General features: G+C 67.0%; 28 protein-coding genes and 1 tRNA gene. 16 read left to right on the top strand and 13 right to left on the bottom strand.

The annotated features are described in order from the left end of the window. Positions 1-16: 16 nt before the first annotated feature. Positions 17-1,306, bottom strand: coding sequence for an efflux RND transporter periplasmic adaptor subunit (locus L1081_RS22765; RefSeq protein WP_489414185.1), 1,290 nt, complete (start codon positions 1,304-1,306; stop codon positions 17-19). Between the two features lie 176 nt (positions 1,307-1,482). Here L1081_RS22765 and L1081_RS22770 point away from each other — a divergent pair, with 176 nt between their 5' ends. The 6 genes from L1081_RS22770 (at position 1,483) to L1081_RS22795 (ending at position 5,597) form a co-directional block, all read left to right on the top strand. Beyond that, the gene (locus L1081_RS22770) at positions 1,483-2,157 is read left to right on the top strand and encodes a TetR family transcriptional regulator (protein WP_489414186.1); all 675 of its coding nucleotides are present in this window, start codon (positions 1,483-1,485) and stop codon (positions 2,155-2,157) included. A gap of 43 nt (positions 2,158-2,200) precedes the next feature. Then, a tRNA-Arg gene (locus L1081_RS22775) sits at positions 2,201-2,275 on the top strand. Positions 2,276-2,604: 329 nt separating this feature from the next. Then, entirely contained in the window at positions 2,605-3,282 is a 678-nt protein-coding gene (locus tag L1081_RS22780) for a hypothetical protein (protein ID WP_489414187.1), read from the top strand. A gap of 90 nt (positions 3,283-3,372) precedes the next feature. Then, positions 3,373-4,002, top strand: a complete 630-nt coding sequence (locus L1081_RS22785; protein WP_489414188.1) for a restriction endonuclease — start codon at positions 3,373-3,375, stop codon at positions 4,000-4,002. A gap of 29 nt (positions 4,003-4,031) precedes the next feature. Next, positions 4,032-4,418 (top strand): hypothetical protein, encoded by a 387-nt coding sequence (locus L1081_RS22790; RefSeq protein WP_489414189.1) that lies wholly within the window; start codon positions 4,032-4,034, stop codon positions 4,416-4,418. Positions 4,419-4,580: 162 nt separating this feature from the next. Beyond that, on the top strand, positions 4,581-5,597 hold the full coding sequence (locus L1081_RS22795) for a tripartite tricarboxylate transporter substrate-binding protein (RefSeq protein WP_489414190.1): 1,017 nt from the start codon (positions 4,581-4,583) through the stop codon (positions 5,595-5,597). Between the two features lie 8 nt (positions 5,598-5,605). Here the strand turns inward: L1081_RS22795 and aroQ are convergent, their stop codons facing one another. From aroQ to L1081_RS22825, 6 genes are read right to left on the bottom strand one after another with little or no spacing between them, the layout of a single operon-like run. Beyond that, positions 5,606-6,043 (bottom strand): type II 3-dehydroquinate dehydratase, encoded by a 438-nt coding sequence (gene aroQ, locus L1081_RS22800; RefSeq protein WP_489414191.1) that lies wholly within the window; start codon positions 6,041-6,043, stop codon positions 5,606-5,608. Positions 6,044-6,061: 18 nt separating this feature from the next. Continuing rightward, complete coding sequence (gene aroE / locus L1081_RS22805; RefSeq protein WP_489414192.1) at positions 6,062-6,883, bottom strand: shikimate dehydrogenase; 822 nt, start codon at positions 6,881-6,883, stop codon at positions 6,062-6,064. A 14-nt stretch (positions 6,884-6,897) separates the two neighbouring features. After that, a complete protein-coding gene (locus L1081_RS22810; protein ID WP_489414193.1) occupies positions 6,898-8,121 on the bottom strand; it encodes a CoA transferase in 1,224 nt (407 codons plus the stop codon). After that, the gene (locus L1081_RS22815) at positions 8,118-8,573 is read right to left on the bottom strand and encodes a MaoC/PaaZ C-terminal domain-containing protein (protein WP_489414194.1); all 456 of its coding nucleotides are present in this window, start codon (positions 8,571-8,573) and stop codon (positions 8,118-8,120) included. The genes L1081_RS22810 and L1081_RS22815 overlap by 4 nt, the downstream gene beginning before the upstream one ends. 25 nt (positions 8,574-8,598) lie before the next feature. Continuing rightward, on the bottom strand, positions 8,599-8,985 hold the full coding sequence (locus L1081_RS22820) for a VOC family protein (RefSeq protein ID WP_369649061.1): 387 nt from the start codon (positions 8,983-8,985) through the stop codon (positions 8,599-8,601). Beyond that, entirely contained in the window at positions 8,986-9,915 is a 930-nt protein-coding gene (locus L1081_RS22825) for a 2-dehydropantoate 2-reductase (RefSeq protein ID WP_489414195.1), read from the bottom strand. Between the two features lie 88 nt (positions 9,916-10,003). On the opposite strand from L1081_RS22825, the gene L1081_RS22830 reads away from it, so the two are divergent. After that, positions 10,004-10,966: a LysR substrate-binding domain-containing protein gene (locus tag L1081_RS22830; RefSeq protein WP_489414196.1), complete on the top strand. Its 963-nt coding sequence runs from the start codon at positions 10,004-10,006 to the stop codon at positions 10,964-10,966. A 10-nt stretch (positions 10,967-10,976) separates the two neighbouring features. On the opposite strand, the gene L1081_RS22835 is transcribed toward L1081_RS22830, so the two are convergent. After that, positions 10,977-11,915 (bottom strand): SIS domain-containing protein, encoded by a 939-nt coding sequence (locus L1081_RS22835; RefSeq protein ID WP_489414197.1) that lies wholly within the window; start codon positions 11,913-11,915, stop codon positions 10,977-10,979. A gap of 102 nt (positions 11,916-12,017) precedes the next feature. Here L1081_RS22835 and L1081_RS22840 point away from each other — a divergent pair, with 102 nt between their 5' ends. Next, a complete protein-coding gene (locus tag L1081_RS22840) occupies positions 12,018-13,187 on the top strand; it encodes a M20/M25/M40 family metallo-hydrolase (protein ID WP_489414198.1) in 1,170 nt (389 codons plus the stop codon). A gap of 17 nt (positions 13,188-13,204) precedes the next feature. Further along, positions 13,205-14,203: a tripartite tricarboxylate transporter substrate-binding protein gene (locus L1081_RS22845; RefSeq protein ID WP_489414199.1), complete on the top strand. Its 999-nt coding sequence runs from the start codon at positions 13,205-13,207 to the stop codon at positions 14,201-14,203. Positions 14,204-14,230: 27 nt separating this feature from the next. Here L1081_RS22845 and L1081_RS22850 read toward each other — a convergent pair whose 3' ends face one another. Beyond that, positions 14,231-15,118 carry a LysR family transcriptional regulator gene (locus L1081_RS22850; protein WP_489414200.1) on the bottom strand — a complete coding sequence of 296 codons (888 nt, stop codon included), beginning with the start codon at positions 15,116-15,118 and terminating at the stop codon, positions 14,231-14,233. A 104-nt stretch (positions 15,119-15,222) separates the two neighbouring features. Between L1081_RS22850 and L1081_RS22855 the strand changes: the two genes are divergently transcribed. Together L1081_RS22855 and L1081_RS22860 are read left to right on the top strand one after the other, a co-directional pair. Continuing rightward, complete coding sequence (locus L1081_RS22855) at positions 15,223-15,855, top strand: NAD(P)H-dependent oxidoreductase (protein WP_489414201.1); 633 nt, start codon at positions 15,223-15,225, stop codon at positions 15,853-15,855. A 54-nt stretch (positions 15,856-15,909) separates the two neighbouring features. Beyond that, entirely contained in the window at positions 15,910-16,641 is a 732-nt protein-coding gene (locus L1081_RS22860; RefSeq protein WP_489414202.1) for a glutathione S-transferase family protein, read from the top strand. 10 nt (positions 16,642-16,651) lie between these two features. On the opposite strand, the gene L1081_RS22865 is transcribed toward L1081_RS22860, so the two are convergent. Further along, entirely contained in the window at positions 16,652-17,152 is a 501-nt protein-coding gene (locus L1081_RS22865; RefSeq protein ID WP_489414203.1) for a hypothetical protein, read from the bottom strand. 93 nt (positions 17,153-17,245) lie between these two features. Here L1081_RS22865 and L1081_RS22870 point away from each other — a divergent pair, with 93 nt between their 5' ends. Together L1081_RS22870 and L1081_RS22875 are read left to right on the top strand one after the other, a co-directional pair. Further along, positions 17,246-18,163: a LysR substrate-binding domain-containing protein gene (locus L1081_RS22870; RefSeq protein ID WP_489414204.1), complete on the top strand. Its 918-nt coding sequence runs from the start codon at positions 17,246-17,248 to the stop codon at positions 18,161-18,163. Continuing rightward, entirely contained in the window at positions 18,160-18,702 is a 543-nt protein-coding gene (locus L1081_RS22875) for an RNA 2'-phosphotransferase (protein ID WP_489414205.1), read from the top strand. The genes L1081_RS22870 and L1081_RS22875 overlap by 4 nt, the downstream gene beginning before the upstream one ends. Positions 18,703-18,708: 6 nt before the next feature. Here the strand turns inward: L1081_RS22875 and rsmI are convergent, their stop codons facing one another. Next, positions 18,709-19,656 carry a 16S rRNA (cytidine(1402)-2'-O)-methyltransferase gene (rsmI, locus tag L1081_RS22880; RefSeq protein WP_489414206.1) on the bottom strand — a complete coding sequence of 316 codons (948 nt, stop codon included), beginning with the start codon at positions 19,654-19,656 and terminating at the stop codon, positions 18,709-18,711. 53 nt (positions 19,657-19,709) lie between these two features. On the opposite strand from rsmI, the gene L1081_RS22885 reads away from it, so the two are divergent. The 3 genes from L1081_RS22885 to L1081_RS22895 all read left to right on the top strand — a co-directional run bounded on the left by L1081_RS22885 (position 19,710) and on the right by L1081_RS22895 (position 21,559). Further along, entirely contained in the window at positions 19,710-20,081 is a 372-nt protein-coding gene (locus L1081_RS22885) for a YraN family protein (protein ID WP_489414207.1), read from the top strand. A 75-nt stretch (positions 20,082-20,156) separates the two neighbouring features. After that, the gene (locus tag L1081_RS22890) at positions 20,157-20,801 is read left to right on the top strand and encodes an SIS domain-containing protein (RefSeq protein ID WP_047785717.1); all 645 of its coding nucleotides are present in this window, start codon (positions 20,157-20,159) and stop codon (positions 20,799-20,801) included. Beyond that, on the top strand, positions 20,798-21,559 hold the full coding sequence (locus L1081_RS22895) for a BON domain-containing protein (protein WP_489414208.1): 762 nt from the start codon (positions 20,798-20,800) through the stop codon (positions 21,557-21,559). Before L1081_RS22890 ends, L1081_RS22895 begins: the two co-directional genes overlap by 4 nt. A gap of 39 nt (positions 21,560-21,598) precedes the next feature. Here the strand turns inward: L1081_RS22895 and L1081_RS22900 are convergent, their stop codons facing one another. Further along, positions 21,599-22,507, bottom strand: coding sequence for an NAD(P)-binding domain-containing protein (locus tag L1081_RS22900; RefSeq protein ID WP_489414209.1), 909 nt, complete (start codon positions 22,505-22,507; stop codon positions 21,599-21,601). 43 nt (positions 22,508-22,550) lie between these two features. Beyond that, positions 22,551-23,687, bottom strand: coding sequence for a PilT/PilU family type 4a pilus ATPase (locus L1081_RS22905; RefSeq protein ID WP_124958857.1), 1,137 nt, complete (start codon positions 23,685-23,687; stop codon positions 22,551-22,553). Positions 23,688-23,705 lie beyond the last annotated feature (18 nt).

Here is a 23,705-nt window from a genome sequence, read left to right on the forward strand (position 1 = left end):
GCGGGCGCGCTCCTGATTACTTCTTCTCGGCCGTGGCAGGCGCCGGACCGCTGGCTGGCGCCGCCGCGGCAGACGCCGCCGGCGCAGCCGGTTGTGCCGCGCCGTTGGGCGCGGGCTTCTTCCAGGGCACCGCCTTCACGGGCGTGCCGGGCGGCATCATCTGCAGCTTCTGGAAGCCGTCGACCATCACCTGCTCGCCGGCCTTCAGGCCATCGAGCACCACCCACTGGTTGTCCTTGGCGGCGCTGATCTTCACCGTGCGCTGGCTGATCTTGCCGTCGGCGCTCACCACCGACACCGTGTCGCCCTGCTGCGTGCGCGTTACGGCCTGCTGGGGAATCGTGATCGCGTTGGTGGCCTGGGCCTGCTCGAGCTTCACGCGCACATACAGGCCGGGCAGCAGCTCGCCCTTCGGGTTGGGCACCTCGGCGCGCAGCGTGACCTGGCCGGTGGTCGAATCCACCGTCAGGTCGGAGAACAGCAGCTTGCCGGGCAGCGCGTAGTCGGTGCCGTCTTCCAGCACCACGTTTACGCTGGCCGCCTCTTCGCCGTTGGCGCGCTTGTACTGGCCGGCAGCCAGTGCGCGGCGCAGCTTTAGCACGTCGGAGGCCGACTGCGTGAAGTTCACGTACATCGGGTTGATCTGCTGCACCACGGCCAGCTCGGTGGCGTCGCCCTGGCCCACCAGCGCGCCCTCGGTCACCAGCGCGCGGCCGATGCGGCCCGCGATGGGCGAGGTCACGTCGGCATAGCCCAGGTTGATCTTGGCCGTCTGCACCGCGGCGCGGCCCGCGGCCACATCGGCCTCGGCGGTCTTTTGCGAGGCCACGGCCGTCGCGTATTCCTGCTTGCTCACCGCATTGGCCTCGACCAGCGGCTTGTAGCGGTCGGCCAGTGCCTTGGCCTGCACGGCGTTGGCTTCGGCGCGCGCCAGCGTGGCCTGGGCGTTCTGCGCGGCGGCCACCAGCGGTGCCGGGTCGATGCGGAACAGCAGCTGGCCGGCCTTCACGTCGCTGCCTTCGCGGAACTCGCGCTTCAGCAGGATGCCCGAGGCGCGGGCGCGAACCTGCGCCACGCGCGAGGCTTCGAGCCGGCCCGGCAGTTCGGTCACCAGGCCCACGTCGGTTGGCGCGGCCACCACCACCCCCACCTCGGGGGCCGGCGGAGCGCCGCCGCCGGCACCGCCGCCCGGACCGGCAGGCGCATCGCCCTTGGAACAGGCCGCGAGCGCCAACACCACAGCAGCGGCCACGATCGCGAGGCGCGGCGAAAACGACGATTGACGCGAAACATGCAGGAGAGGCATGCGAATCCTTTGAAGCAAAGACGGGAGATGGCGCGTTCGCGAAGCGAACAGAAAGCCAGCATAAACAGCCGGGCCATCGGGGAAGCCCGATAGTTTACATACATTCATGGATGTATAGTGACAGCATCGAATGGCCCCACGATCCGGAAAGGGCTTGGCTTTACAAATTGGGAGACTTGGTGGCACGTCGTACGAAGGAAGAGGCACTGGCCACGCGGAATCGCTTGCTCGATGCCGCGGAGCTGCTGTTTCAGGCGCAAGGCGTCTCGCAGACCACGCTGCAGCAGATTGCGCAGCAGGCCGGAGCCACCCGCGGCGCCATCTATTGGCACTTCAAGGACAAGGCCGCCCTCTTCAACGCGATGATGGAGCGCGTCATCCTCCCGCTGGAGGCCGGCCCCCGCGCCGCCGCCGTGGCCGCGGGCCCCAACGACGACCCCCTGGCCGAAATAGAGGAGGGCATGGTGCACGCCCTCACCCTCATGACCACCGACCCCCAGGTGCGCCGCGTGTTCGACGTGGCCACCCATAAGGTCGAATACACCCACGACATGGCCTCGGTGCAGCAGCGTCACCTGACCGCGCGCAACGCCTGCGTGGGCGATTTCGAAAAAGCCCTGCGCCTGGCCGCGCGGCGCGACCACATCAAGCTGCCCGTGCCCGGCGACGTGGCGGCCCAGGGCCTGCACGCGCTGATCAGCGGGCTCATCCAGAACTGGCTGCTCGACCCCACCGCCTTCGACCTGGTGCCCACCGGCCGGCGCACCTTCAACGTTTACCTGGCCGGACTGGGCTTTCCACGGAACTTGGCGGCGGGCATCGGAAACGAAGCTGAAGAAGTCGCCGCCTGATGGGCGATAATGCGTGGCTCCGGTTCTGCCGGAGCCCAGATTCCTCGCTGTATTTCAACGGATAGAATTCGGCCCTCCGAAGGCTGAGATCCAGGTTCGATTCCTGGCGGCGGGACCAGATATGAAGCCGGACACTTTCAAGGGTGTCCGGCTTTTTGTTTTGCCCGTCTGGGGAATGTTGTTCTGTCGCCCGATTGGTTCACGGAAGCCCGAGGGCTCATTAGTTCTTCTTTAGCCTACATTTCACCCACCGCGCCGAAGTGAGCGGAGAGTGTTGGTTGCCACCGAAAATTGACCCGGCTAATGGAGTGACCCCAAGGGGGGTCACTCCAAATCTAGGGTCAGAGATCGACGGAATCCAACACCCGTGGGCGCAGCCTTTGTGCTGCCGGCTCGCGGTGGCAGCGGCGGAGTCGATGTTGGGGGAGGGGATCGAGGACCGTTGCCATGAAACGGCCTGAAGGCGAGTTCAAGCGGCGCTCTTGCTTCTCTCCTGATACGCCCTTCGACAGGGCTTTCATGGAATGCAAGACCTTGACCCAGTTGGCGGACTGGTACGACCGCCGCATGGCGTCCGGCCGCCGGATGTCATCCGACGAGTTGGGCTTTCTCGTCGCGCATGTCTCCGGCCTCAGGGCCGCGGAGAAGATGGCACGCAGCGACCGCGCCGTGGAGAGAAAGGCCGACGAGTTCGCCAGGCTCTTCTACGGCCAGGACCATCACGACTTCGGCGACATCCGCGCAAGGCAGATCGTGATCGAAGAGGCCCCATTCGACGAGGTGCCGCGCCACATGGTGTGGACGCTCGGCTCCAGGCTCTGGTGCCTGCGGGTGCCGAAGGAAAGCACCGCAACCGGGTCGAGCCATGCGCTCAAGCTCATGGAGCTTGGCGGCAAGCTGATCCGCGGCAGCTCCAGAGTTGCCGGGCACGCGGAGCCACTGATTTCCGCATTCGCGCAAGGGGTGGTTCTGGGGTTCTACCAGCTGGCGAAGATCGACATCTCCACCGCATTGGAGGGCGTGGGTTTCTGGCGGCGCTGCGAGCTGGTCAGCATCTACCAGGTAGGCGTCGAGCGCGGCCAGCGGATTCGTGCGCAGGATGCTCGTCGAAAGCCGAGCCGGTAGCTGGTCCGCGGCGCAGCTGGGCATCAAGCCGGCCTGGAGAAGTGCTGCAACACTGCGTTACATTGGTGCCTCAAGAGGCGGAGGTGACGTATGGCGGGGTGGTTGAGCGCGCTGAAGAAAGAACTCACAGGCGAAACCGGCGGGGCGGCTCATGCGCCTCAACAGGCCTGGTCGCCTCAGGTATTCGAGGACATCGAGTGGCGCCGTTTCGAGGCATTGTGCGAAACGCTGTTTGGGCAGGCCGGCGTGCGTACGGAGAGCCAGTCGCACGGCGCGGACGGCGGCGTCGACATCTGGCTCTATTCGGCGCACAGCCCAAAACCGATGATCGTTCAGTGCAAGCACTGGCGCCGCAAGCCTGTCGGCGTGCAGCAGTTGCGCGAGTTCTTCGGCGTGCTCAAAGCCAACGATCTGCAGTACGGCACCTTCGCCACAAGCTCCACATTCACTGACGACGCGTTGGTCTTCGCCAAGGCCAATGGCATCAACGCCCAAGATCGATCAGGTCTGCTGCGCCTCATTGGTACGCGCACGCCCGAGCAGCAGCAGGCACTGCTCGCAGTCGCCTATGAAGGCGAGTACTGGAAGCCGACCTGCGTGAACTGCGGTGTGAAGATGGCGGAGAGAAAGCCCAAGGAGGGCGGCACACCGTTCTGGGGCTGCGTGAACTACGGCAAGACGCGTTGCCGCTTCAAGCTCTACATGGTGTCTGATCGGTAGCTTGTCCGCTGCCATTCGTTGCCCTCGGAATGTTCATCCGCTTTGTCATCCATAGCAACGACCCGGATTCCGGTCGCAGGCAAGGCTTGTTTCAAGCGCTGGCGGATCTCGAGCATCAAGGCCTGCTCATTGGCCATGATCAAGAGAGCTATCACGAGATCTCCGACTGGTTCCGCAAGAATCTGCGCAAGCCTCGAAGCTTCGCTCGCTCGTCGAAGTCGAATGCAAAGAACGTGGCATTGAGCTGGTTCAAGGACTCTGCGACCCACCACATCAGAAAGATGCACGGGCTCGCACAGATTCTGATTGCGCATGACGTGATGGTTGACGTTCTGCGCAGCGAGCGTCCCGGGTATCTTGTTTACGAGGACGAGTTCCAGGTCGCGGCCGAACCGTTCAGCGAGACGCCCACGTAGTTGCGCACTCAACAGATCTGACAACACGAAGGCGGTTGTCGGTCGATGCCAAATCCCGGGCCAGCAGTTCTGGTTCCGCGACCTGACGCAGAATCCACAGCAACACACTGGGCAACAAGAAGCCCGCCAGTTCCTTCCACCCACCCGACCAGGAGACAACCCATGCGTCACACACCCAATGCCAACGCGCGCGCCACGCGCCGCACCGTCCTGCAGCACGGCCTGGCGGCCGCGGCGGCCATTGCCAGCCCGCTCAGCTTTGCCCAGGGTGCGTGGCCGAGCAAGCCGGTCACGCTGGTGGTGGGCTACCCGCCCGGCGGCCAGACCGACTTCGCGGGTCGCATGGTGACGGCCGGCATGCAGGCCGTGCTGGGCCAGGGCGTGGTCATCGACAACAAGGCCGGCGCCGGCGGCAACATCGGTACCGACAACGTGATGAAGGCGGCGCCCGACGGCTACCGCCTGCTGGTGGGCAACGGCAACATCACGCTCAACCCGCACACCTACCGCAACACGGCGATGGCGGACCCGCTCAAGCTCACGCCCATCGGCCTGCTGCTGCAGTCCTCGCTTGTCCTGGCCGTGCCCAACAGCGTGCCGGCGAAGAACCTCAAGGAGTTCGTCGAGTGGGTCAAGGTGCAGGACAAGGAAAAGAACGGCATCGACTACGCCTCGGCCGGCCCCGGCAGCCTGACGCACGCGACGATGGAACTGTTCCGCGAGCGCATCGGCAAGCCCCGGATGAACCACGTGCCCTACAAGGGCAGCGGCCCGGCCATGACCGACCTGATCGCCGGCCGCGTGGTTGCGATGTTCGATGCCGCCTCGGTCATTGCGCCGTTCATCAAGTCAGGCCAATTGCGGCCGCTGATGGTGACCGGCGCCAAGCGCGTGCCGGCCTTCCCCGACGTGCCCACGGCCATGGAGAGCGGGCTCAAGGACTTCGAGGTGATCTCCTTCATCGGCCTGTACGGCCCGCCCGGCCTCAACGCCGACATCGTGAAAAAAACCAACGGCGCGATGAACACCGCGCTGAAGGACGCGGGCATCCAGAAGGGCATCGTCGAGCGCGGCGATGAACCCGGCGGCGGCACGCCGGAGCAGCTGGCACAGATGACGCGCCACTACTTCAAGCTGTGGGGCGACATCGTGAAGGCGAACGACATTCGCGCGGAGTGAGCGCAAGATTACCGGCGCGCAGCCGACACGGCGGCGCGCAGCGCGAGCAAATAGCTGTCGGAACCGAACCCGCAGATTTGGCCCCTGACAATTTCTGCAAACACCGAGTGGTGGCGGAAGGGTTCGCGTGCGTGGATGTTCGACATGTGCAGTTCGACCACTGGCACCGTCAGGATCGCCAAGGCATCGCGGATGCCGTAGCTGTAGTGCGTCCACGCGCCTGCGTTGATCAGCACGGCATCCACGCCGTCGGTGAAGCCTTGGTGGATGCGCTCGCACATCGCGGCCTCGCTGTTGGTCTGGAAGCTCTCGACCTTGGCGCCGAGTTCGCGGCCCAGCGCCTGGAGTTGCGCATCGATCTCGGCCAGCGTGACGGTGCCGTACTGCACCGGATCGCGCTTGCCGAACATGTTGTGGTTGATGCCGTGCAGCATGAGGATCTTCATGGTGTCTCCTCTTCTTCTTCAGGCCAGCGGAATGGTCATGCGCTCGATGACGGCGCGCGTGTCGGGACGCACGCCGCGCCACCATGCGAAGGCCTCGGCCGCCTGCTCGACCAGCATGCCGACGCCGTCGGCCAGCTGCGGCACGCCTGCGTTCCGGGCCAGGCGCAGGAACGGCGTGAGGCCTTTGCCGTAGACGAGTTCGTAGGCCAGCTTCGCGCCTTTCAGCACTTCGGCGGGCAGCGGCGGCAGCTCTGCCTTCAAGCTCGCGGAGGTCGCGTTGACGACGATGTCGAAGCGCTGCCGGGCAAGGTCCTCGTAGCCCGACGCAATCACGCGGCCATGCGATGCGAAGCTGTCGGCCAGCGTCCTGGCGGTCGCCAGCGTGCGGTTGGCCACGACGAGTTCCGCCGGCTGCTGCGCCAGGAACGGCAGCAGCGCACCGCGCGCAGCGCCGCCGGCGCCAAGCAACAGCACACGCGCGCCCTTCATCGCAACGCCGAGGTTGCGCGTGATGTCGTTGACCAGGCCGACCCCGTCGAAGTTGTCCGCATGGATGCGGTCGCCCTCGAACTTCAGCGCGTTGGTGGCGCCGGCCAGTTCGGCCCGCTCGAGCTTGTCGGTCGCGAGCTCGAAGGCCTGCAGCTTGAACGGCGCGGTGATGTTCATGCCGCGGCCGCCGGCGTCGCGAAACGCAAGCACGGCACCGGAAAATCCGTCGAGCGGGCCTTCGATGGCGCTGTAGTCGATGTCCTGGTTGGTGGCCTGCGCGAAGCTGCCGTGGATCATGGGCGACTTGGTGTGCCCGATGGGGTTGCCGATGACGGCGTAGCGGTCGGTCATGAGCTTCGTCTCCTTCACTTGCTGTAGAGCACGCCATCGGCCTGCATGGCAGCGATCTGCGCATCACTGAAGCCCAGGCTGGCGGCAACCTCGGCGTTGTGCTCGCCCAGGTCGGGCGCCACCTGCGTCTGCGTGGTGTCGCAGTCCGAGAAGCGGAAGGGCAGGTTGGGCAGGCGGATGGTGCCCAGCGCCGGATGGTCCTGTTCGACCACCATGCCGCGCGCCTGGATCTGCGGGTCGGCCAGCACCTCGTCGATGCGCTGGACCTTGGCGCAGGGCACGTCGATGGCGTCGAGCATCTTCAGCACCTCGGCCACGGGGCGAGCTTCCACCCAGGCCCGGACGACCGGCAGGATCTCCAGCCGGTTCGCGTTGCGTCCGGCCGAGGTGTGATAGCGCGTGTCGCTGCCGAAGCCCGCTGGTCCGCCAGTCTGTTCGATCAGCGCGGCAAAGCGCTTCCACGCATCGTCGACCTGCGCCGCAATCACCAGGTCGCCGTCCTGCGCACGGAACACGCCGTAGAGCGTGGAGTTGGGCATGTCGTGGCCGGTCTGCACCGGCACTTCCTTGCCGCCCGAGAGCGTGTAGCACTGCACCGCGTATTCGTGCATCGACACCAGCGTGTCGTACAGCGCCATGTCGATGTGCTGGCCGCGGCCCGACTTCACGCGGCCGAGCAGCGCGGCATTGATCGCGGCCACCGCGTGGATGCCGGTGTACATGTCGCCGAGCGAGATGCGCAGCAGCGGCGGCGCCTCGCCCGGATTGCCAACCATCTGCATGATGCCGCTCTTGGCCTCGGCGATCAGGCCGAAGCCGGCGCGGTGCGCATCGGGGCCGGTGTGGCCGTAGGCCGAGATCGAGCAATAGACGAGGCCCGGATTGCGCGTCGCCAGTTCCTCGTAGCCCAGGCCCAGCTTCTTCAGCGCGCCCGGTCGGTAGTTCTCGACGAACACGTCGGCGCTGTCCACCAGCTTCTGCATCAGCTCGTTGCCGCGTGGGTCCTTGGTGTTGACGCAGAGCCCTTTCTTGCCCATGTTCTGCTGCAGGAAGTAGCCGCTGTGGTCGCCAACGAACCAGGCGTGCTGGCGGCCGGCGTCGCCGGTGCCGGGCCGCTCGACCTTGATGACTTCGGCACCCAGTGCCCCCAGGCAGCGGCCGACGTACGGGCCGGCCAGGAAGTGGCTGTAGTCGACGACCCGGATGCCGGCCAGCGGCAGGGCTTGCTGCGCGCTCATGACGGCCTCCGCGGCACCATCACGCGGTGCTCGCCCTTTTGCACCACTTCGTCGCGCTGGTTGATCAGCTCCGATGGCAGCACCAGGATGCCCCAGCCGGGGCGGCTCTTCGATTCGCGCTTGGCGCCGACGTGGAACTTCACGCGCACCGTGTCGCCCAGCTTGATTGGCCCGACGAAGCTCCATTCCCAGCCGAGCGACATGCCGGGCATGAAGCGCATGTCGCTCTTCGTCTTGAGGCCGTCGGCGACCGACAGGCCGAACAGGCCGTGCGCGACGCGCGTGCCGAAGGGCGTGGCGCGCGCATAGGCCTCGTCGGTGTGCACGGGCGTGTGGTCGCCGGTGAGGTCCGCGTAGGCCATCACGCGGGCTTCGGTCACTTCGTAGGGCGGGCTGATGCACTCCTCGCCGACGACGGCGTCGTCCCAGTACTTGTCTTCGATGGTGGTCATGGTGTGTCTCTGTGGAATGGTTTGTTCAGGCGCGGGGATTGACGGCCAGGGCCTGCGCGACCGCGCCGGCACTGGCCTGGATGAATTCGACGGCGAGGCCGTCAGGCAGGCGCAGCCAGTTGCGGCCCTGCGGCATTTCGGTGACGCCGAAGGCCCGCGCCGCGGCGAGCGCGGCTTCGAGGTCTTCGCACATCACGCCGAGGTGGCCGAGGCGGCCCTCGGGGCCTGCAAAGTCAGGCTTGGCCATGAACTGCATGCCGCCCAGCGTCCAGTACTGGATGGGGTCCTCCGCCGTGCCCTGCACTTCGCGCATGGTCATGCCGCACACGTCGTGGAAGAACTTGATGTGCCAGTGGATGTCCTTCACCCAGATCGCGACATGCTCGACATAGGCTTTGGGTGCGGCGCTCATTTATTTCGCCTCCATGCGGCGCTCGATGCCCTTGATCGCGGCGACCAGCGTCTGGTTGACCGGCGTCGGCACGTTGTGCTTGTGGCCATTGCGCACCACCGAGCCGTTGATGAAGTCGATCTCGGTGATCGAGCCCTTCTCCAGGCTCTGCAGCATCGAGGTCTTGAATTCGTAAGGCAGGCCTTCGGCGGCCATCAGCCAGGCGTCGCGCGGTTCCTTGATCGACAAGGTCACGCCGCCGGCCTTGGCCACCGCCATGGCTTCGGCGACGGCCGCGATGGCGGTGGCTTCGATCTCCGGCACCGCATAGAGGCTGCCGTAGACCTGCCCCGTGATGGCGCTCAACGCGCCCGTGGACACGTTGATGAGGAGCTTGTCCCACATCACGCCCATGATGTTGCCGCTGACCTCGCAGGGCAGAGCGGCGCGCTCGAACTCGGCGGCGATCGCCTTGGCGCGTTCGCTGATGGCGCCGTCGAGCTCGCCGATCACCGTGCGCTTGCCGCGCGTGCCGGCAATGATGCGGCCGGGGCCGAGCAGCACGCCGCCGACATAGGTCTTGCCGGCCAGCACATGCTCGCGGCCCACCACCTCGGACAGGATCTCTTCGTGGCCCATGCCGTTCTGCAACGACATCACAGCCGTGCCGGGTCCGACGATGCCCCTGGCGCCTTCGATGGCCGAACGCGTATGGAAGGACTTGACCAGCACGATCACCAGATCGGCGGGTTCGAGGCCGCTGCAACCCACCGTCGCGCGAACCTTGACGACGCGTTCCGTGTCGCCGTCCTTCATGCGAAGGCCATCGCGCCTGATGGCGTCGACGTGCGTCTCGAAAGGGTCGATCAGCGTGACGTCGGACCCTGCGGCGGCGAGTGTTCCGCCAATGGCGCACCCCAGTGCACCGGCGCCGAGAAAGTAGATCTTCATGCGTGTCTCCGTTGGAATGGGTGAACGATAGGTTTCGACCATCATTGCGTCCATGACATGGTTGAAATGATCTACATTCCGTTTTGAAATGAACCTCGACGACGACACCGATGACGGCACGGCGCTGCTCAGCGTCAAGCTGCTGCGGCTCTTCGACTTGCTCTACAGCACCAACAGCGTGACGCGCGCCGCCGAGCAGCTCGGCCAGAGCCAGCCGACGGTGAGCAACTGGCTCGGGCGCCTGCGCAGGCAGTTGGGGGACGAGCTGTTCGTGCGCACGGCCGCCGGCATGCAGGCGACGCCGCGCGCGGAGGAACTGATCGTGCCGGCGCGCGAAGCGCTGGCTTCGCTGCGGCGCCTGGCTGCGCCCGCGCAGGCCTTCGACCCCTCCAGTGCCACGCGCCGTTTTCGCATCTGCATGACGGACGCCAGCCACATCACGCTGCTGCCCCAGTTGCTGGCGCACGTGCGTGCCCTGGCGCCGGGGGTAAGGTTGGAAGCGGCCCGCATCGACGAGCAGAGCGCGCAGGCGCTGCAATCCGGGCAGGCGGACCTGGCCATCGGATTGGTGCCCTGGCTGGAGTCAGGCTTCTATCAGCAGGTGCTTTACCCGCAAGATTGGGTGTGCCTGGTCAACGCGCGCCATCCGCGCATCGGCGGCAAGGGCTTCGGCCTGCGCGACTACAAGGCGGAGGCGCACGTCGGCATCGTCGGCGGCACGGGTGTCCAGCTGCTGGAGGCGGCCTTGCTGCGGCAACGCGTGGCACGCCGCATCCTGCTGGAACTTCCGGGCTTCCTGGGCCTGGCCGCCGTCGTGTCGACGACGGACCTGATTGCCACCGTGCCGCGCCACATCGGCGAGACGCTGGCTCGCACCGGCGAGCTCAAGGTGTTCGATTGCCCGGTGCCGGTCCCGCCGTTCACCGTCAAGCAGCACTGGCATGCGCGCTACCACCAGGACCCGGCCAACCGCTGGCTTCGGGGATTGTGCGAAGACTTGTTTGCGAAGAGGGCTGCCAAGCCGACGCTAAAGCGCAATCGCGTGCCCTGACCTGCCGTTCCTACCCCTTGCCCGACTTGCGCCGCGCGGGCCCTGAACGCGCAGGCGCCTCATCCACGATGAGCTGCGACGCCTCCACGTCCTTCCACAACTGATCGCGCCGCGCCAGCACCTGCGGCACGGCCTCATGCCGCAGCTGCGCCACCGCCGACACCAGCGCATTGCAGACAAAGAACGCCGCGGTGTAGGAATCGAACGGCGATGCGTTCGACGTGCGCACCTGCACCCGGTGATGCGCCAGCGCGGCCAGCGGCGCGGCGGGGCTGTCGGTGATGGCCAGCACCTGCGCGCCGGCTTCGCGAAAACGCTGCGCCACCTTCACCGGCCCGCTGGCGTAGCGGCGGATGCTGAAGGCCAGCAGGGCGTCCTCGGGCTGGATCCACAGCAGCTGGTCGGTGGCGGCCACCGCGCCCGCGCCCAGCTCGTGCACGCCGGGGCGGCACATGTTGAGGTGCAGGGCCAGCCAGGCGGCCACGGGCGCGCTGTTGATCTGCGCCAGTACGAAGAGGCGCCCCTTGCCTTTGGCAATGCGCGTGGCCATGGCCTCGAACGCCGCCATGTCCAGGCCGTCGCGCGTGGCGTTGATGTTGTGCTGGTCATGCAGCAGGGCGTCGTCCACGCACTGCTGCAGGCTGCGCTGCGTGCCGATGGTCACGGGGGCGCGCTGCCCCGCCGTCTGCAGCAGCGCGGTGACTTCCGCGCGCGCTTCGCGCTGCGCCTCGGCATAGCTCGCATAGCCCAGCTTGGCAAACAGCCGCACCACCGTGGAGGCGCTGGTGCCGTTGTGCGCGGCCAGGGCGGTGGCGGATTCCAGCAGTGCGTGCGGATAGTCGCGCCCCAGGGCCTCGGCCAGGGCGCGTTCGCTGGCCGTGAGCTCGCCGCCCTGGCGGGCCAGGCGCTCGGTGAGCAGGCCGGTCGATCCTTGCAATGATGATTTCATTGATGTCTTATTTATGAAAAAAGCATTGCAAACACAAGCAACGCGTGCAACACTGCGGCCCAAATTTCACCCCGCCGCCGCGGGGTTCATCGAAGGACGAAGATGCAGGATACCCTTGAAGAGAGCCGCTCGCAGGTGCGTGCGCGCATCCTGGACTGGCTGGCCGGCCAGGGGCAGGCGATGCAAGACCTGTTGCAGAAAGTGGTCGACATCGACAGCGGCAGCCGCAACGAAGCGGGCGTGACCGCCGTGGCCACGGCTCTGCGCGAACGGCTGGAGGCCGCGGGCGTGGCCGTGCAGTTCGAGCCGGTGCCGGGCTATGGCGTGCTGCTGCATGCCCAGGTGCCCGGGCCCGCCGAGGGCGCGCCCATCCTGCTCATGGGGCACATGGACACCGTCTACCCGGCGGGCACCGCGGCGCGCCGGCCCTTCCGCGTGGAAGACGGGCGCGCCTACGGCCCCGGCGTGGCCGACATGAAGTCGGGCCTGGTGATGAACGTGTTCGTGGCCGAGGCCTTCGCACGCTGCGGTGGGCTGAAGGCGCCGCTGCAGCTCTTCTTCTCGTGCGACGAAGAGATCGGCTCGGCCGCCACGCGCGACCGCATCATGGCCACGGCGCGCGGTGCGCGGGCGGTGCTCAACGCCGAACCGGGCCGCGTCAGCGGCAACCTCGTGACCAGCCGCAAGGGCTCGATGGTGGTGGAGTTCGAGGTCGAGGGCGTCGCCGCCCATGCGGGCATCAACCACGCGGCCGGCGCCAGTGCCATCGAGGCGCTGGCCCGCAAGATCCTCGCGCTGCATGCGCTGACCGACCCAGCCACGGGCGTCACCGCCAACGTGGGCGTGGTGCACGGCGGCATCGTGCCCAACATGGTGGCGCCGCATGCCAAGGCCGAGCTGGACATGCGCTTCACGTCGGAAACCGATCCGGACGAACTGCTCGCGAAGGTGCGCGCGATCGTCGAGGAAGAGTCGGTGCCGCGCACCAAGGGCCGCGTGACCGAATCGCGCCGCACCATGCCCATGAAGCCCACGCCCGACGAGCTGCTGGCGCTCTACCAGCGCGGCGCCAGGGCGCTGGGCTTCGAGGTGCAGGGCGAGTTCACCGGCGGCGCGGCCGACAGCGGCCTGACCGCCTCGGTGGGCGCGCCCACGCTGTGCGGCACCGGCCCCGTGGGCGGGCATGCGCACACCGAGCGCGAGTACTGCGAGCTCGCCACCTTCGTGCCGCGCGCCCAGGCCGTGGCGCTGGCCGTCCTGGACCACCCCTGATTTTCGAGAGCCGACTCATGCATTCCACACAACCCACCCGCCGCCACATCCTGAACGCCGGCCTGGGGCTTGGCCTCGCGGGCCTCGCCCCGCTGGCGGCACGCGCCGACGACAAGTACCCCTCGCGCCCCATCACGCTCGTGGTGCCGTTCCCTCCGGGCGGATCGGTGGACATCATGGCGCGCCAGTATTCGGAGCCGCTGTCGAGCGCGCTGGGCGTGCCCATCGTGGTGGAGAACCGCGCCGGCGCGGGCGGCTCGGTGGCGTCGCAGATGGTGGCGCGCGCCAAGCCCGACGGCTACACGCTGGTGGTGTCGTCGCAGAGCAGCCACCTGGCCAACCCGCTCACGCAGCCCAAGGTGGGCTACGACCCCATCAAGGACTTCGAGAACATCGCCATCCTGGGCCGCCAGCCCAATGCGCTGGTGGTGCATTCGAGCCTGCCCATCAAGACCTTCAAGGAGTTCATCGACTACGCGAAGAAGAGCCCCGGCAAGCTCAACTACGGCAGCGGCGGCGTGGGCAGCATGGGCCAGCTCAACGTGGAGATGCTCAAGGCCGCCACGGGCGTGTTCACCACCCACATTCCCTACCGCGGCGGCACGCCGCTGATCACGGCGGTGCTGGCCAACGAGGTGCAGTTCATCCTCGACAACCTGGTCATCATGCTGCCCCACGTGCAGGCCGGCAGGGTGCGCGCGCTGGCGGTGGCGGCCGACCAGCGCCTGCCGCAGCTGCCCGACGTGCCCACCATGGCCGAGGTGGGCTATCCCCAGCTCAACCTCACGTCGTGGACCGGACTGGCCGCCCCGGGGGGCACGCCGGACGCCATCGTGCAGACGCTGTACAAGGCCGTGCGCCAGGTGGCCACGTCGCCGGCCATGCAGGCCAGCCTCAAGGAGCGCGGCGTGATCGCGCCCGAGGAAATGACGCCCGCCGCCTTCGAGAAGATGATGTCCGAGCGCCTCGTGAAGTTTGGCGAGGTGGTGCGCAAGGCGGGGATCACGGCCGAATAAAACCAGCCGCCGCGGGGGGGCGCTGCGCTATGCGTCGAGCGCTCTCGAATGCGCGCCGCGCCAGCGGAAGCAGGCTTCGCGCACCTCGTCGATCAGGGCCGCCAGCGGCTCTGGTGCCGCGCTGCCTTCGGCCTGCTGGATCACGAAGCGGGCAGGCGGCAGCGGCGGCAGGAAGCTGCCTGGCGGAATGGAACGCAGGATGGGCGGCATGCCCGACGGCGTCAGCACCGTGATGGCCAGGCCGGCGGCCGCGGCGGCCACCAATGCGCCAGAGCTTTGCGCGGTCAGCACGACCTGCCAGTTCGTCGTGCCGTGGCCGGCCAGCGAGGCGAGCGCGGCTTCGCGGAACGGGCAGGGCTCCGAGAGAAAAGCCAGCGGGGCGGGCACGTCGGGATCGAGCAGCGCCCTTTCCGAAAAGGCCCAGACCAGCGGTTCCATCCAGAGCGTTTCGGTGTCGCTGCCGGCATCGCAGACCGTGCCGACCATCAGGTCCAGCGAGCGCTGCCGCACCTGCCTGGCAAGCACCGTGCTGATGCCGCAGGTGATTTCCACATGCACGTCCGGCCTGCGCTGGCGAAAGCCCGCGAGCGCGGCGAACAGCCATTCGCTGGGAAACCCCTCCGAGCATCCGAGGCGCAGCGTGGCCGGCGCATGGCGCGGCGCCGCAAGCCGCGAGACCGCCTGCTGCTGCAGCTTGAGGATGCTCCTGGCATAACTCAGCAGCACGCTGCCCTGGGCCGTGAGCTGCAGCGACCGGGTGGTGCGGTCGAAGACGCGGCAGCCCAGCTGTTCCTCGAGCCGCCGGATCTGTGCGCTCACCGCCGATTGCGTCAGGTGCATGGCTTCGGCCGCGCGGGTCACGCTGCCATGGTCGGCCACCGAGACGAAGGCGCGCAGCTGCTGGGAGTCGAGCATAGGTTTCAGTGCGATTGGTTCTGAATGGAAGCAAATTATGTTGCTTGTGTGCAGGGTTCGTGCTGCCTAGCCTTGGCCTTCTGTACCACTCACCCCTGCACGCCATGAAAGAACTCCTGTACATCGAGACCTCGCCAAGGACCACGCGCTCCGCCAGCATCGAAGTGGCCGGCGCCTTCATCGACGAAGTGAAGCGCCTCCACCCGGCCTGCCATGTCACCACGCTGAACCCCTGGACGATGCAGCTCCCCGAGCTGTCGCAGGACATGCTCGACGCCAAATACGCCGGCATCAATGGCGTGCCGCTCACCGCCGCCCAGCAGACGGCCTGGGACGAGGTCCGGCGCATTGCCGCGCCTTTCCACGCGGCGGACCACATCGTGCTGGCGATGCCGCTGTGGAACTTTGGTATTCCCTACAAGCTGAAGCACCTGATCGACGTGGTGTCGCACAAGGACGTGCTGTTCCGCTTCGACGCTTCGGGCCTCTCGGGCATGCTCCAGACCCGGCGGGCGACGGTGGTGTGCGCAAGAGGGCTGGACTACCCCCTGGGCAAAGACGGCTCCGCGCACGCGCTCGACTTCCAGCTGCCCTACATCGAGACCTGGCTGCGCTTCATCGGCGTGCAGGAGGTGCGCTCGGTGGTGGTCGAGAAGACGCTGATGGGCCCGGAGGTCGATGCCGGTGCAAGAGCCGAGGCCAAGCGCCGCGCAGTGGAACTCGCCGAGGGGCTCTGAGGGCCTAAGAGCGAGGCGGTTGCAGGGGCATGCGGAGCCTGACACCATGGCTGCATGACCACCTATCAACTCCACTACTGGCCCACCATCCAGGGCCGCGGGGAATTCGTGCGGCTCGCGCTCGAGGCCGCCGGCGCGGACTATGTCGACGTGGCGCGGCTGCCCGAATCGAAGGGCGGCGGCGAGTCCGCATTGGGCGACCGGCTCGACGACCCCGAGATCGTCCGCCCGTCCTTCGCGCCGCCGTTCCTGATCGACGGCGACATCGTCGTGGGGCAGACCGCGGCCATCCTGCTGTACCTCGGGCCGCGGCTCGGCCTCGCGGGCGTCGGCGAATCCGACGGCCTCTGGACGCACCAGCTGCAGCTCACCATCGCCGACGTGGTGGCCGAGGCGCACGAAACGCACCATCCGATCTCCGTCGGCGCCTACTACGAGGAACAGCGCGATGCCGCCATGCAGCGCGCGCGGGCCTTCCGCGAAGAGCGGATCCCCAAGTTCCTGAACTGGTTCGAGCGCGTGCTGCAGCGCAATCCCGCGGGGCCGTCGCACCTCGTGGGCGATGTGCTGACCTACGCCGATCTGTCGCTGTTCCAGCTGGTCGAAGGCCTGCGCTATGCGTTCCCGAAGGCCGCGGCCCGCGCGCTGGCCGCCACGCCGGCGGTCGAGAAACTGCACGACAACGTCCGCCGCCGCCAGCGCGTGCACGACTACCTGCAAAGCCCGCGCCGCATCGCGTTCAACGAGGACGGGATCTTCAGGCGCTATGCGGAGCTGGATGGCTGAGGTTGAACCGTCACTTGACGAGTGCCGCCGCGTCTTTCCATGCCGGCAGGAGGACAAGCCCCGCGTCCATGACTGGCTTGCGCTGAGGTCCGAAGAGGTATCGGTTTGGCACGATGCCTTTCAGATGATGAAGTACGTCGGTTCGATCGTCGATGAAGTGCGTGATGCGGAGCTCGCGGCAATGGTCGGCCTTCTGAGGTCGTTCAAGGCAAAAGCGCAGGTTTGAGGGCGCCATGCCAGTTCGCTCGAAAAAGCGATGATGCAACAGCCACGCGCGACTCTTGGCCTGCACACTTGGTCCGCATTTCGAAACCAGCCAGACTCGTCCCTCGAACTTTGCGACCAGTGGTGCGACCGCATCGAACATGCCTTCGTAAGGCGGCGTGCTCAGTGCGTCATCCAACGAGCCACCGATGAATGAGGTATCGGCGCCGCCCGAGCCTTCGGCAGCGATCAACACGCGTCCTATGTCGATGCCAAGGCGGGGAAGATGATTGTCTGTGTTTTTCATTTCTTGTTCCTGTTTGAAAGCAGATGAATCGTAAAAACGAAAGGAATCGCCAGGAACTACTGATATTGGAGGGGCTATCCATAAAATGGATAGATGGAAATTCCTCGCACCAACCTCGACGCGCTGCAATCGTTCGCCGTGTTTGCCGATACGCTGAACTTCAGTGAGTCGGCTCGCCTGCTGCACATCAGCCAGCCCGCTCTGCATGCAAAGGTGCGAAAGCTCTCCGAACAGCTCGATGCGAAGCTGTATCTGCGCGTGGGAAGCTCCCTTGAACTCACACGTCTTGGCGAGCAAGTCGCACGGCACGCACGGGAGCTGCTGATGCTGAATCGCCGCTTCGTGAAAGGATTGCAGGTGGGGCATGACAAGCCCACCATCACGCTGACAGCGGGCGAAGGGGCCTATCTCTACCTGTTGGGTAAAGCACTGTCACAGTTCTCCGGAGCTGGCGCGTCTTTGCATCTGCAATTGCTTACGCACAATCGCGATGAGTCAATTCGGGCAGTGCGGGCTGGGCAGGCGCAGCTGGGCATTGCGCCGCTCGGTACGGTTCCTGCGGATCTGAAAGCGGCCCGATTGACTACGGTTGGACAGGTATTGGTCGTGCCTCGTACACATGCCCTCGCCTCGCGTAAAACTGTACGACTGCGAGATCTCAAGGATGCGCCACTTATCGTTCCGCCGGCAGGCAAGCCTCATCGCGAGCTTCTTGGCCGGCTTCTGCAGGCTGAGGCAGTGCCTTGGCAGCCGGTGCTGGAAGCCAATGGCTGGGAATTGATGTTGCGCTTCGCCCAGTTGGGTTTCGGTGTAACGGTTGTGAATGCTTGCTGCCGGATTCCCAAGGGGTTGGTCGCCATTCCATTGAATGGTTACCCGCCGCTCGAATACCAGGTGTTTCATTCAGGCGACCGGCCGCCGACGGCGGACATGCAGAAATTGATGGATGCGTTGCTCGCCGAGGGTGACCGTTGGCAGACGCCCCTTCGCTCGACTGAAAGAACAGCATGACTCCAGAAGACGTCAGCAAATTCATCGCCTACGTGCTGCGGCACGCTCCGGAGTCCATTGGCCTGCGACTCGACGCGGAGGGGTGGGCCGACATTGATGCGCTGGTCACAGGCTCAACGGCCGCCGGTCGCGATCTGACTCGACCAAAGGTTATGCAAGCGGCGACTTCGGGCGCGAAGAAACGCTACGAGCTTTCGGACGACGGGCAACGCATTCGTGCCCTGCAAGGCCATTCCACGCCCCAGGTCAATCGCAGCTTCGATGTCCTGGCTCCTCCAGCGCAACTTTTTCATGGAACGGCCACGCGCTTTCTTGCCGCCATTCTTGAGCAAGGCCTCGTACCCGGCTCGCGGCAACATGTTCATCTTTCCGTCGACGAAGCTACGGCATTTCAGGTGGGAAGCCGGCATGGCAAGGCGCACGTGCTGCGGGTCGATTCAGGCCGAATGCATGCGCTCGGCCATGCCTTTCATCGCGCCGAGAACGGGGTTTGGCTGACTGAAACCGTACCACCGGAGTTCCTCTCCGAATCGAGGTAGGAGCTGCTACTCGTCCGCTGCGTCGTTGCCGTTGCGAATGCGCAGCGCCGTTTCATACAGCGCATTGCGCGGTGCGCCGCTGATCTCGGCCGCAAGCCGCACCGCGGTCTTCACGGGCAGCTCGGCCAGCAGCAGGCGCAGCACGCGTTCGCCTTCGGCGCTGCCGTCGTCGGCGGCCGCGGCCACCGGGTGCAGCACCAGCGCGAATTCGCCGCGGGTGCGGTCGCGGCCGGCCGCGAACCAGCCCGGCAGCTCGGCGGCGGCGACGGTGGCGATCTCCTCGAACTGCTTGGTGAGCTCGCGGCCAATGGTGATGCGGCGCTCGCCCAGCGTCGCGAGGGCGCGCGCCACGGCCTCGATGCGGTGCGGCGCTTCCAGCAGCACCACCGCGCGCCGCTCCTGCGCGAGCGCCTGCACGGCCGCGTCGCGCTCGCCGGCCTTGGTCGGCAGGAAGCCCGCGAACACGAAGGCGCTGCTCTCGTCGCCTGCCGCGACGAGGCCGGCGGCGCCGACCAGCGTGGTGACGCTGCTCGCGCCCGGCAGCGGCAGCACGCGCTGCCCGGCGGCGCGCACGGCCGCGACCAGCCGCGCGCCCGGGTCGCTCACGCCGGGCGTGCCGGCGTCGCTCACGTAGGCGATGCGCTCGCCCTGCGCGAGCCGCGCGACCACGGCCTGGGCGGCCTCGGCCTCGTTGTGCTGGTGCACGGCCAAGAGCTGGGCATTCGGCCGGTCGATGCCGTAGGCGCGCAGCAGGCTCTGCGTGTGGCGCGTGTCCTCGCAGGCGACGGCATCCACCATCTGCAGCACGTGCAGCGCGCGCAGCGTGATGTCGGCCAGGTTGCCGATGGGCGTGGCCACCACGTACAGCGTGCCCTGCGGATAATGCTGAGCACCCGAGGCATCGCGCGCGGCCGAAAGGGCGGCGCCGAAGGAAGCGGGTGCTAGTGAAGCCAAGGGGTTTCTCCGTAGGAACAAAAAAGAAGCCAAGAAGCCGGCAGGGAGCCAGCATGAAGACCATCACGACCAAGCACCGCGGCGATGCGGCGGAAGACGCCGCGCTCGACCATCTCCAATGCGCCGGCCTGGCGCTGGTAGCGCGCAATTATCGAACGCCCGGGCGCGGCGGCGGCGAGATCGACCTGATCATGCGCGATCCGCGCGACGCCACGCTGGTGTTCGTGGAGGTGCGCCAGCGCAGCAGCGGCACGCACGGCGGCGCCGGCGGCAGCATCACGGGCGTCAAGCAGCGGCGCATCGTGTTCGCGGCGCGCCACTACCTGAACGGCCTGCGAACGCTGCCGCCATGCCGCTTCGACGTGGTGCTGGTCGAGGAGCGCATCACCTGGCTGCAGGGCGCATTCGATGCGGGCGGGAACTGAAAGCGCGCCGCAGGCTCCACCCCCACATCGAACGCAAACGTCTTGTTTCATCGCCCCCCGGTATCATCGCGCCCCATGCTCGAGCAACGGATTCAGCAACACTTCATCGATAGCGCCGACCTCAAGTACCAGGCCGGCCCAGTCCTCAGCAAACCCATTTCGCAGGCAATGCAGGCCATCCTGGCGTGCGTGACCAGCGGCGGCAAGGTGCTGGCCTGCGGTGCGGGCGTCTCGGGCCTGCTGGCGGCGCAGTTCGCGGCGCAGTTCGTCGGCCGCTTCGAGCGCGAGCGCCCCGAGCTGGGCGCCATCGCGCTGCCCGGCGACACCACCGATCCGGCGGCCGACAGCGCCAACGCCATCGACGCCGACCGCTTCGCCCGCCAGGTGCGCGCGCTCGGCCAGGCCGGCGACGTGCTGCTTGCGCTCAGCGCCAGCGGGCAGTCCGCGGCGGTGCTGGCCGCGGTCATGGCCGCGCACGAGCGCGACATGACGGTGGTGGCGCTGCTGGGCAACGCCAGCGCCGGCCAGCCGGCATCGCCCGGCGCGGGCAGCAGCGGAACCGGCGGCGCCATCGGACGCGCGCTGCGCGAAACCGACGTCCAGATCGGCGTGTCGCACGAACGTGCGGCGCGTATCCACGAAGTCCACCTGCTCGCACTGCACTGCCTGTGCGATGGCGTGGATGCCCAGCTACTCGGAGAACAGGAAGCTTCTACATGACAACGACACCGTTCCAACGCCTCGCCATTGCTCTTGCCTCGGGAACCGTCTTGGTTGCCGGGCTTTCGGCCTGCGTGCCGCTCGTGGTCGGAGGGGCCGCGGCGGTGGGCGTGGGCATGGTGGCGACCGATCGCCGCAGCTCCGGCGCCCAGCTCGACGACCAGGGCATCGAGCTGCGCGCGGCCGCCCGCGTGCGCGAAATCGCCAACGACAACATGTACGTGAGCGTCACCAGCTTCAACCGCCAGGTGCTGCTGACGGGCGCCGTGGGCAGCGAGGCCGACCGCCGCCGCGTCGAAGAAGTGGTGCAGCGCGTGGACAACGTGCGCTCGGTGGTCAACGAGCTCACCATCGGCCCGCCCAGCACTTTCCAGGAACGCTCGAACGACCTGTTCATCAGCGGCAAGGTCAAGGCCTCGCTGCTCGACGCCAAGGACATCTTCGCCAATTCGTTCAAGGTGGTGACCGAGCGCGGCGTGGTCTACCTGATGGGCATCGCGACGCGCCGCGAAACCGACCGCGCGACCGAAATCGCGCGCGGCATCTCGGGCGTGCAGAAGGTGGTGCGCGTGGTCGAGGTGGTGAGCGAGGCCGAGCTGGCCAGCCAGGCGCAACGCGGCGGCACCGGATCGCCGCCGCCCGCGCCGGCACCGTCGTCGGCGCCCGGATCTTCTTCATCGTCGCGCGTGCCGCTGCCGCCGATGGAGCCGCTGCCGCCGGCCCAGCCCGGCGGCGCGACGACCACGCCGGTGCGCTGATCCAGCAAGAAACAAAGCCCGCTTGCGCGGGCTTTTTCCTTACTTGAGCCGGATGATCAGGCTCGACGTGTCCCAGCGCCGCCCGCCGGCCTGCTGCACGTCGGCATAGAACTGGTCGACCAGCGCCGTCACGGGCACGCGCGCGCCGTTGCGCTTGGCCTCGTCGAGCACCAGGCCCAGGTCCTTGCGCATCCAGTCGACGGCAAAGCCGTAGTCGAACTTGCCGTCGATCATGGTCTTGCCGCGGTTGTCCATCTGCCAGCTCTGGGCGGCGCCCTTGCCGATCACCTCGAGCACCAGCTTCATGTCGAGGCCGGCGCGCTGGCCGAAGGCAATGGCTTCGGACAGGCCCTGCACCAGGCCCGCGATGGCGATCTGGTTCACCATTTTTGCCAGCTGGCCGGCACCGCTCGCGCCCAGCAGCGTGACGGCGCGCGCAAAGGACTCCATCACCGGCTTGACGCGCTCGAAGCTCGACTTGTCGCCGCCGCACATCACGGTGAGCGCGCCGTTCTGCGCGCCGGCCTGTCCGCCGGACACCGGCGCGTCGATGAACTGCAGCCCGGCCGACGCCGCCGCGTTCGCCAGTTCGCGCGCCACGTCGGCCGAGGCGGTGGTGTGGTCGACCAGCACGCTGCCTTTCTTCATGCCGGCAAAGGCGCCGTTCGGGCCCAGCACCACGGCGCGCAGGTCGTCGTCGTTGCCCACGCAGCTGAAGACGATGTCGGCGCCCGCGGCCGCTTCGCGCGGGGTGGCGGCATGGCGGCCGGGCGCGCCGAATTCGGCGACCCAGGCCTCGGCCTTGGCCGGCGTCCGGTTGTAGACCGTGACCTTGTGGCCGGCCTTGGCCAGGTGTCCGGCCATCGGGCCGCCCATGACGCCAAGGCCCAGGAAGGCCACCGTCTGGGAGGGGGTGGATTCGTAGGTTCGGGGATTGATGCTGCTCATGGGCGAGAGCTTAAAGCCAACGCGGCGCCCGCGTCACCTGCATCTACACGATCGCGAAATGCTCGGTGCCGGCTGAGAGATCCGTGCTGCGCGCGCGCTGGCTGTTGAGCTTGATCTGCAGCCGCAGGTCGTTGGCCGAGTCGGCGTTGCGGATGGCGTCCTCGAAGGTGATCGAGTGGCTCTCGAACAGGTCGAACAGCGCCTGGTCGAAGGTCTGCATGCCGAGGTTGCGGCTCTTCTTCATGATTTCCTTGATCTCGCCCACCTCGCCCTTGAAGATCAGGTCGGAAATGAGCGGCGTGTTCAGCAGCACTTCCACCGCCGCCACGCGGCCCTGGCCGTCCTCGGTGGGCACCAGGCGCTGCGAGATCAGCGAGCGCAGGTTCAGCGACAGGTCCATCAGCAGCTGGGCGCGGCGCTCTTCGGGAAAGAAGTTGATGATCCGGTCCAGCGCCTGGTTGGCACTGTTGGCGTGCAGCGTGGCCATGCACAGGTGGCCGGTTTCGGCGAAGGCCACCGCGTGCTCCATGGTCTCGCGGTCGCGGATTTCGCCCATCAAAATCACGTCGGGCGCCTGGCGCAGCGTGTTCTTGAGGGCGGCTTCCCAGCTGTCGGTATCGATGCCCACTTCTCGCTGCGTGACCACGCAGTTCTTGTGCGGATGCACGAACTCGACCGGGTCTTCCACCGTCACGATGTGGCCGTAGGAATTTTCGTTGCGCCAGTCGATCATGGCCGCGAGCGTGGTCGACTTGCCCGAGCCCGTGGCGCCCACCAGGATGGTGAGGCCGCGCTTGGTCATCGACACGTCCTTCAGCACCTGCGGCATGCCCAGGCCGTCGATGGTCGGCAGCTTGGCCGGGATGGTCCGCAGCACCATGCCGACCTTGCCCTGCTGCACGAACGCGTTCACGCGGAAGCGGCCGATGCCGGTCGGCGAGATCGCGAAGTTGCATTCCTTGGTGCGCTCGAACTCCGCCGTCTGGCGGTCGTTCATGACCGAGCGCGTGAGCGCCAGCGTGTGCTGCGCCCCCAGTGCCTGCTGCGACACCTTGGTGACCTTGCCGTCGACCTTGATCGCGGGCGGAAAGTCGGCGGTGATGAACAAGTCGCTGCCGTTGCGGCTCACCATGAGCTTGAGCAGGTCGTTGATGAACTGGCTGGCTTGATCGCGTTCCATGTGTCGGTACTCCGAAGG

The organism is Variovorax sp. MSC1_012, assembly GCF_023667525.1.
Taxonomy (GTDB): domain Bacteria; phylum Pseudomonadota; class Gammaproteobacteria; order Burkholderiales; family Burkholderiaceae_C; genus Variovorax; species Variovorax beijingensis_B.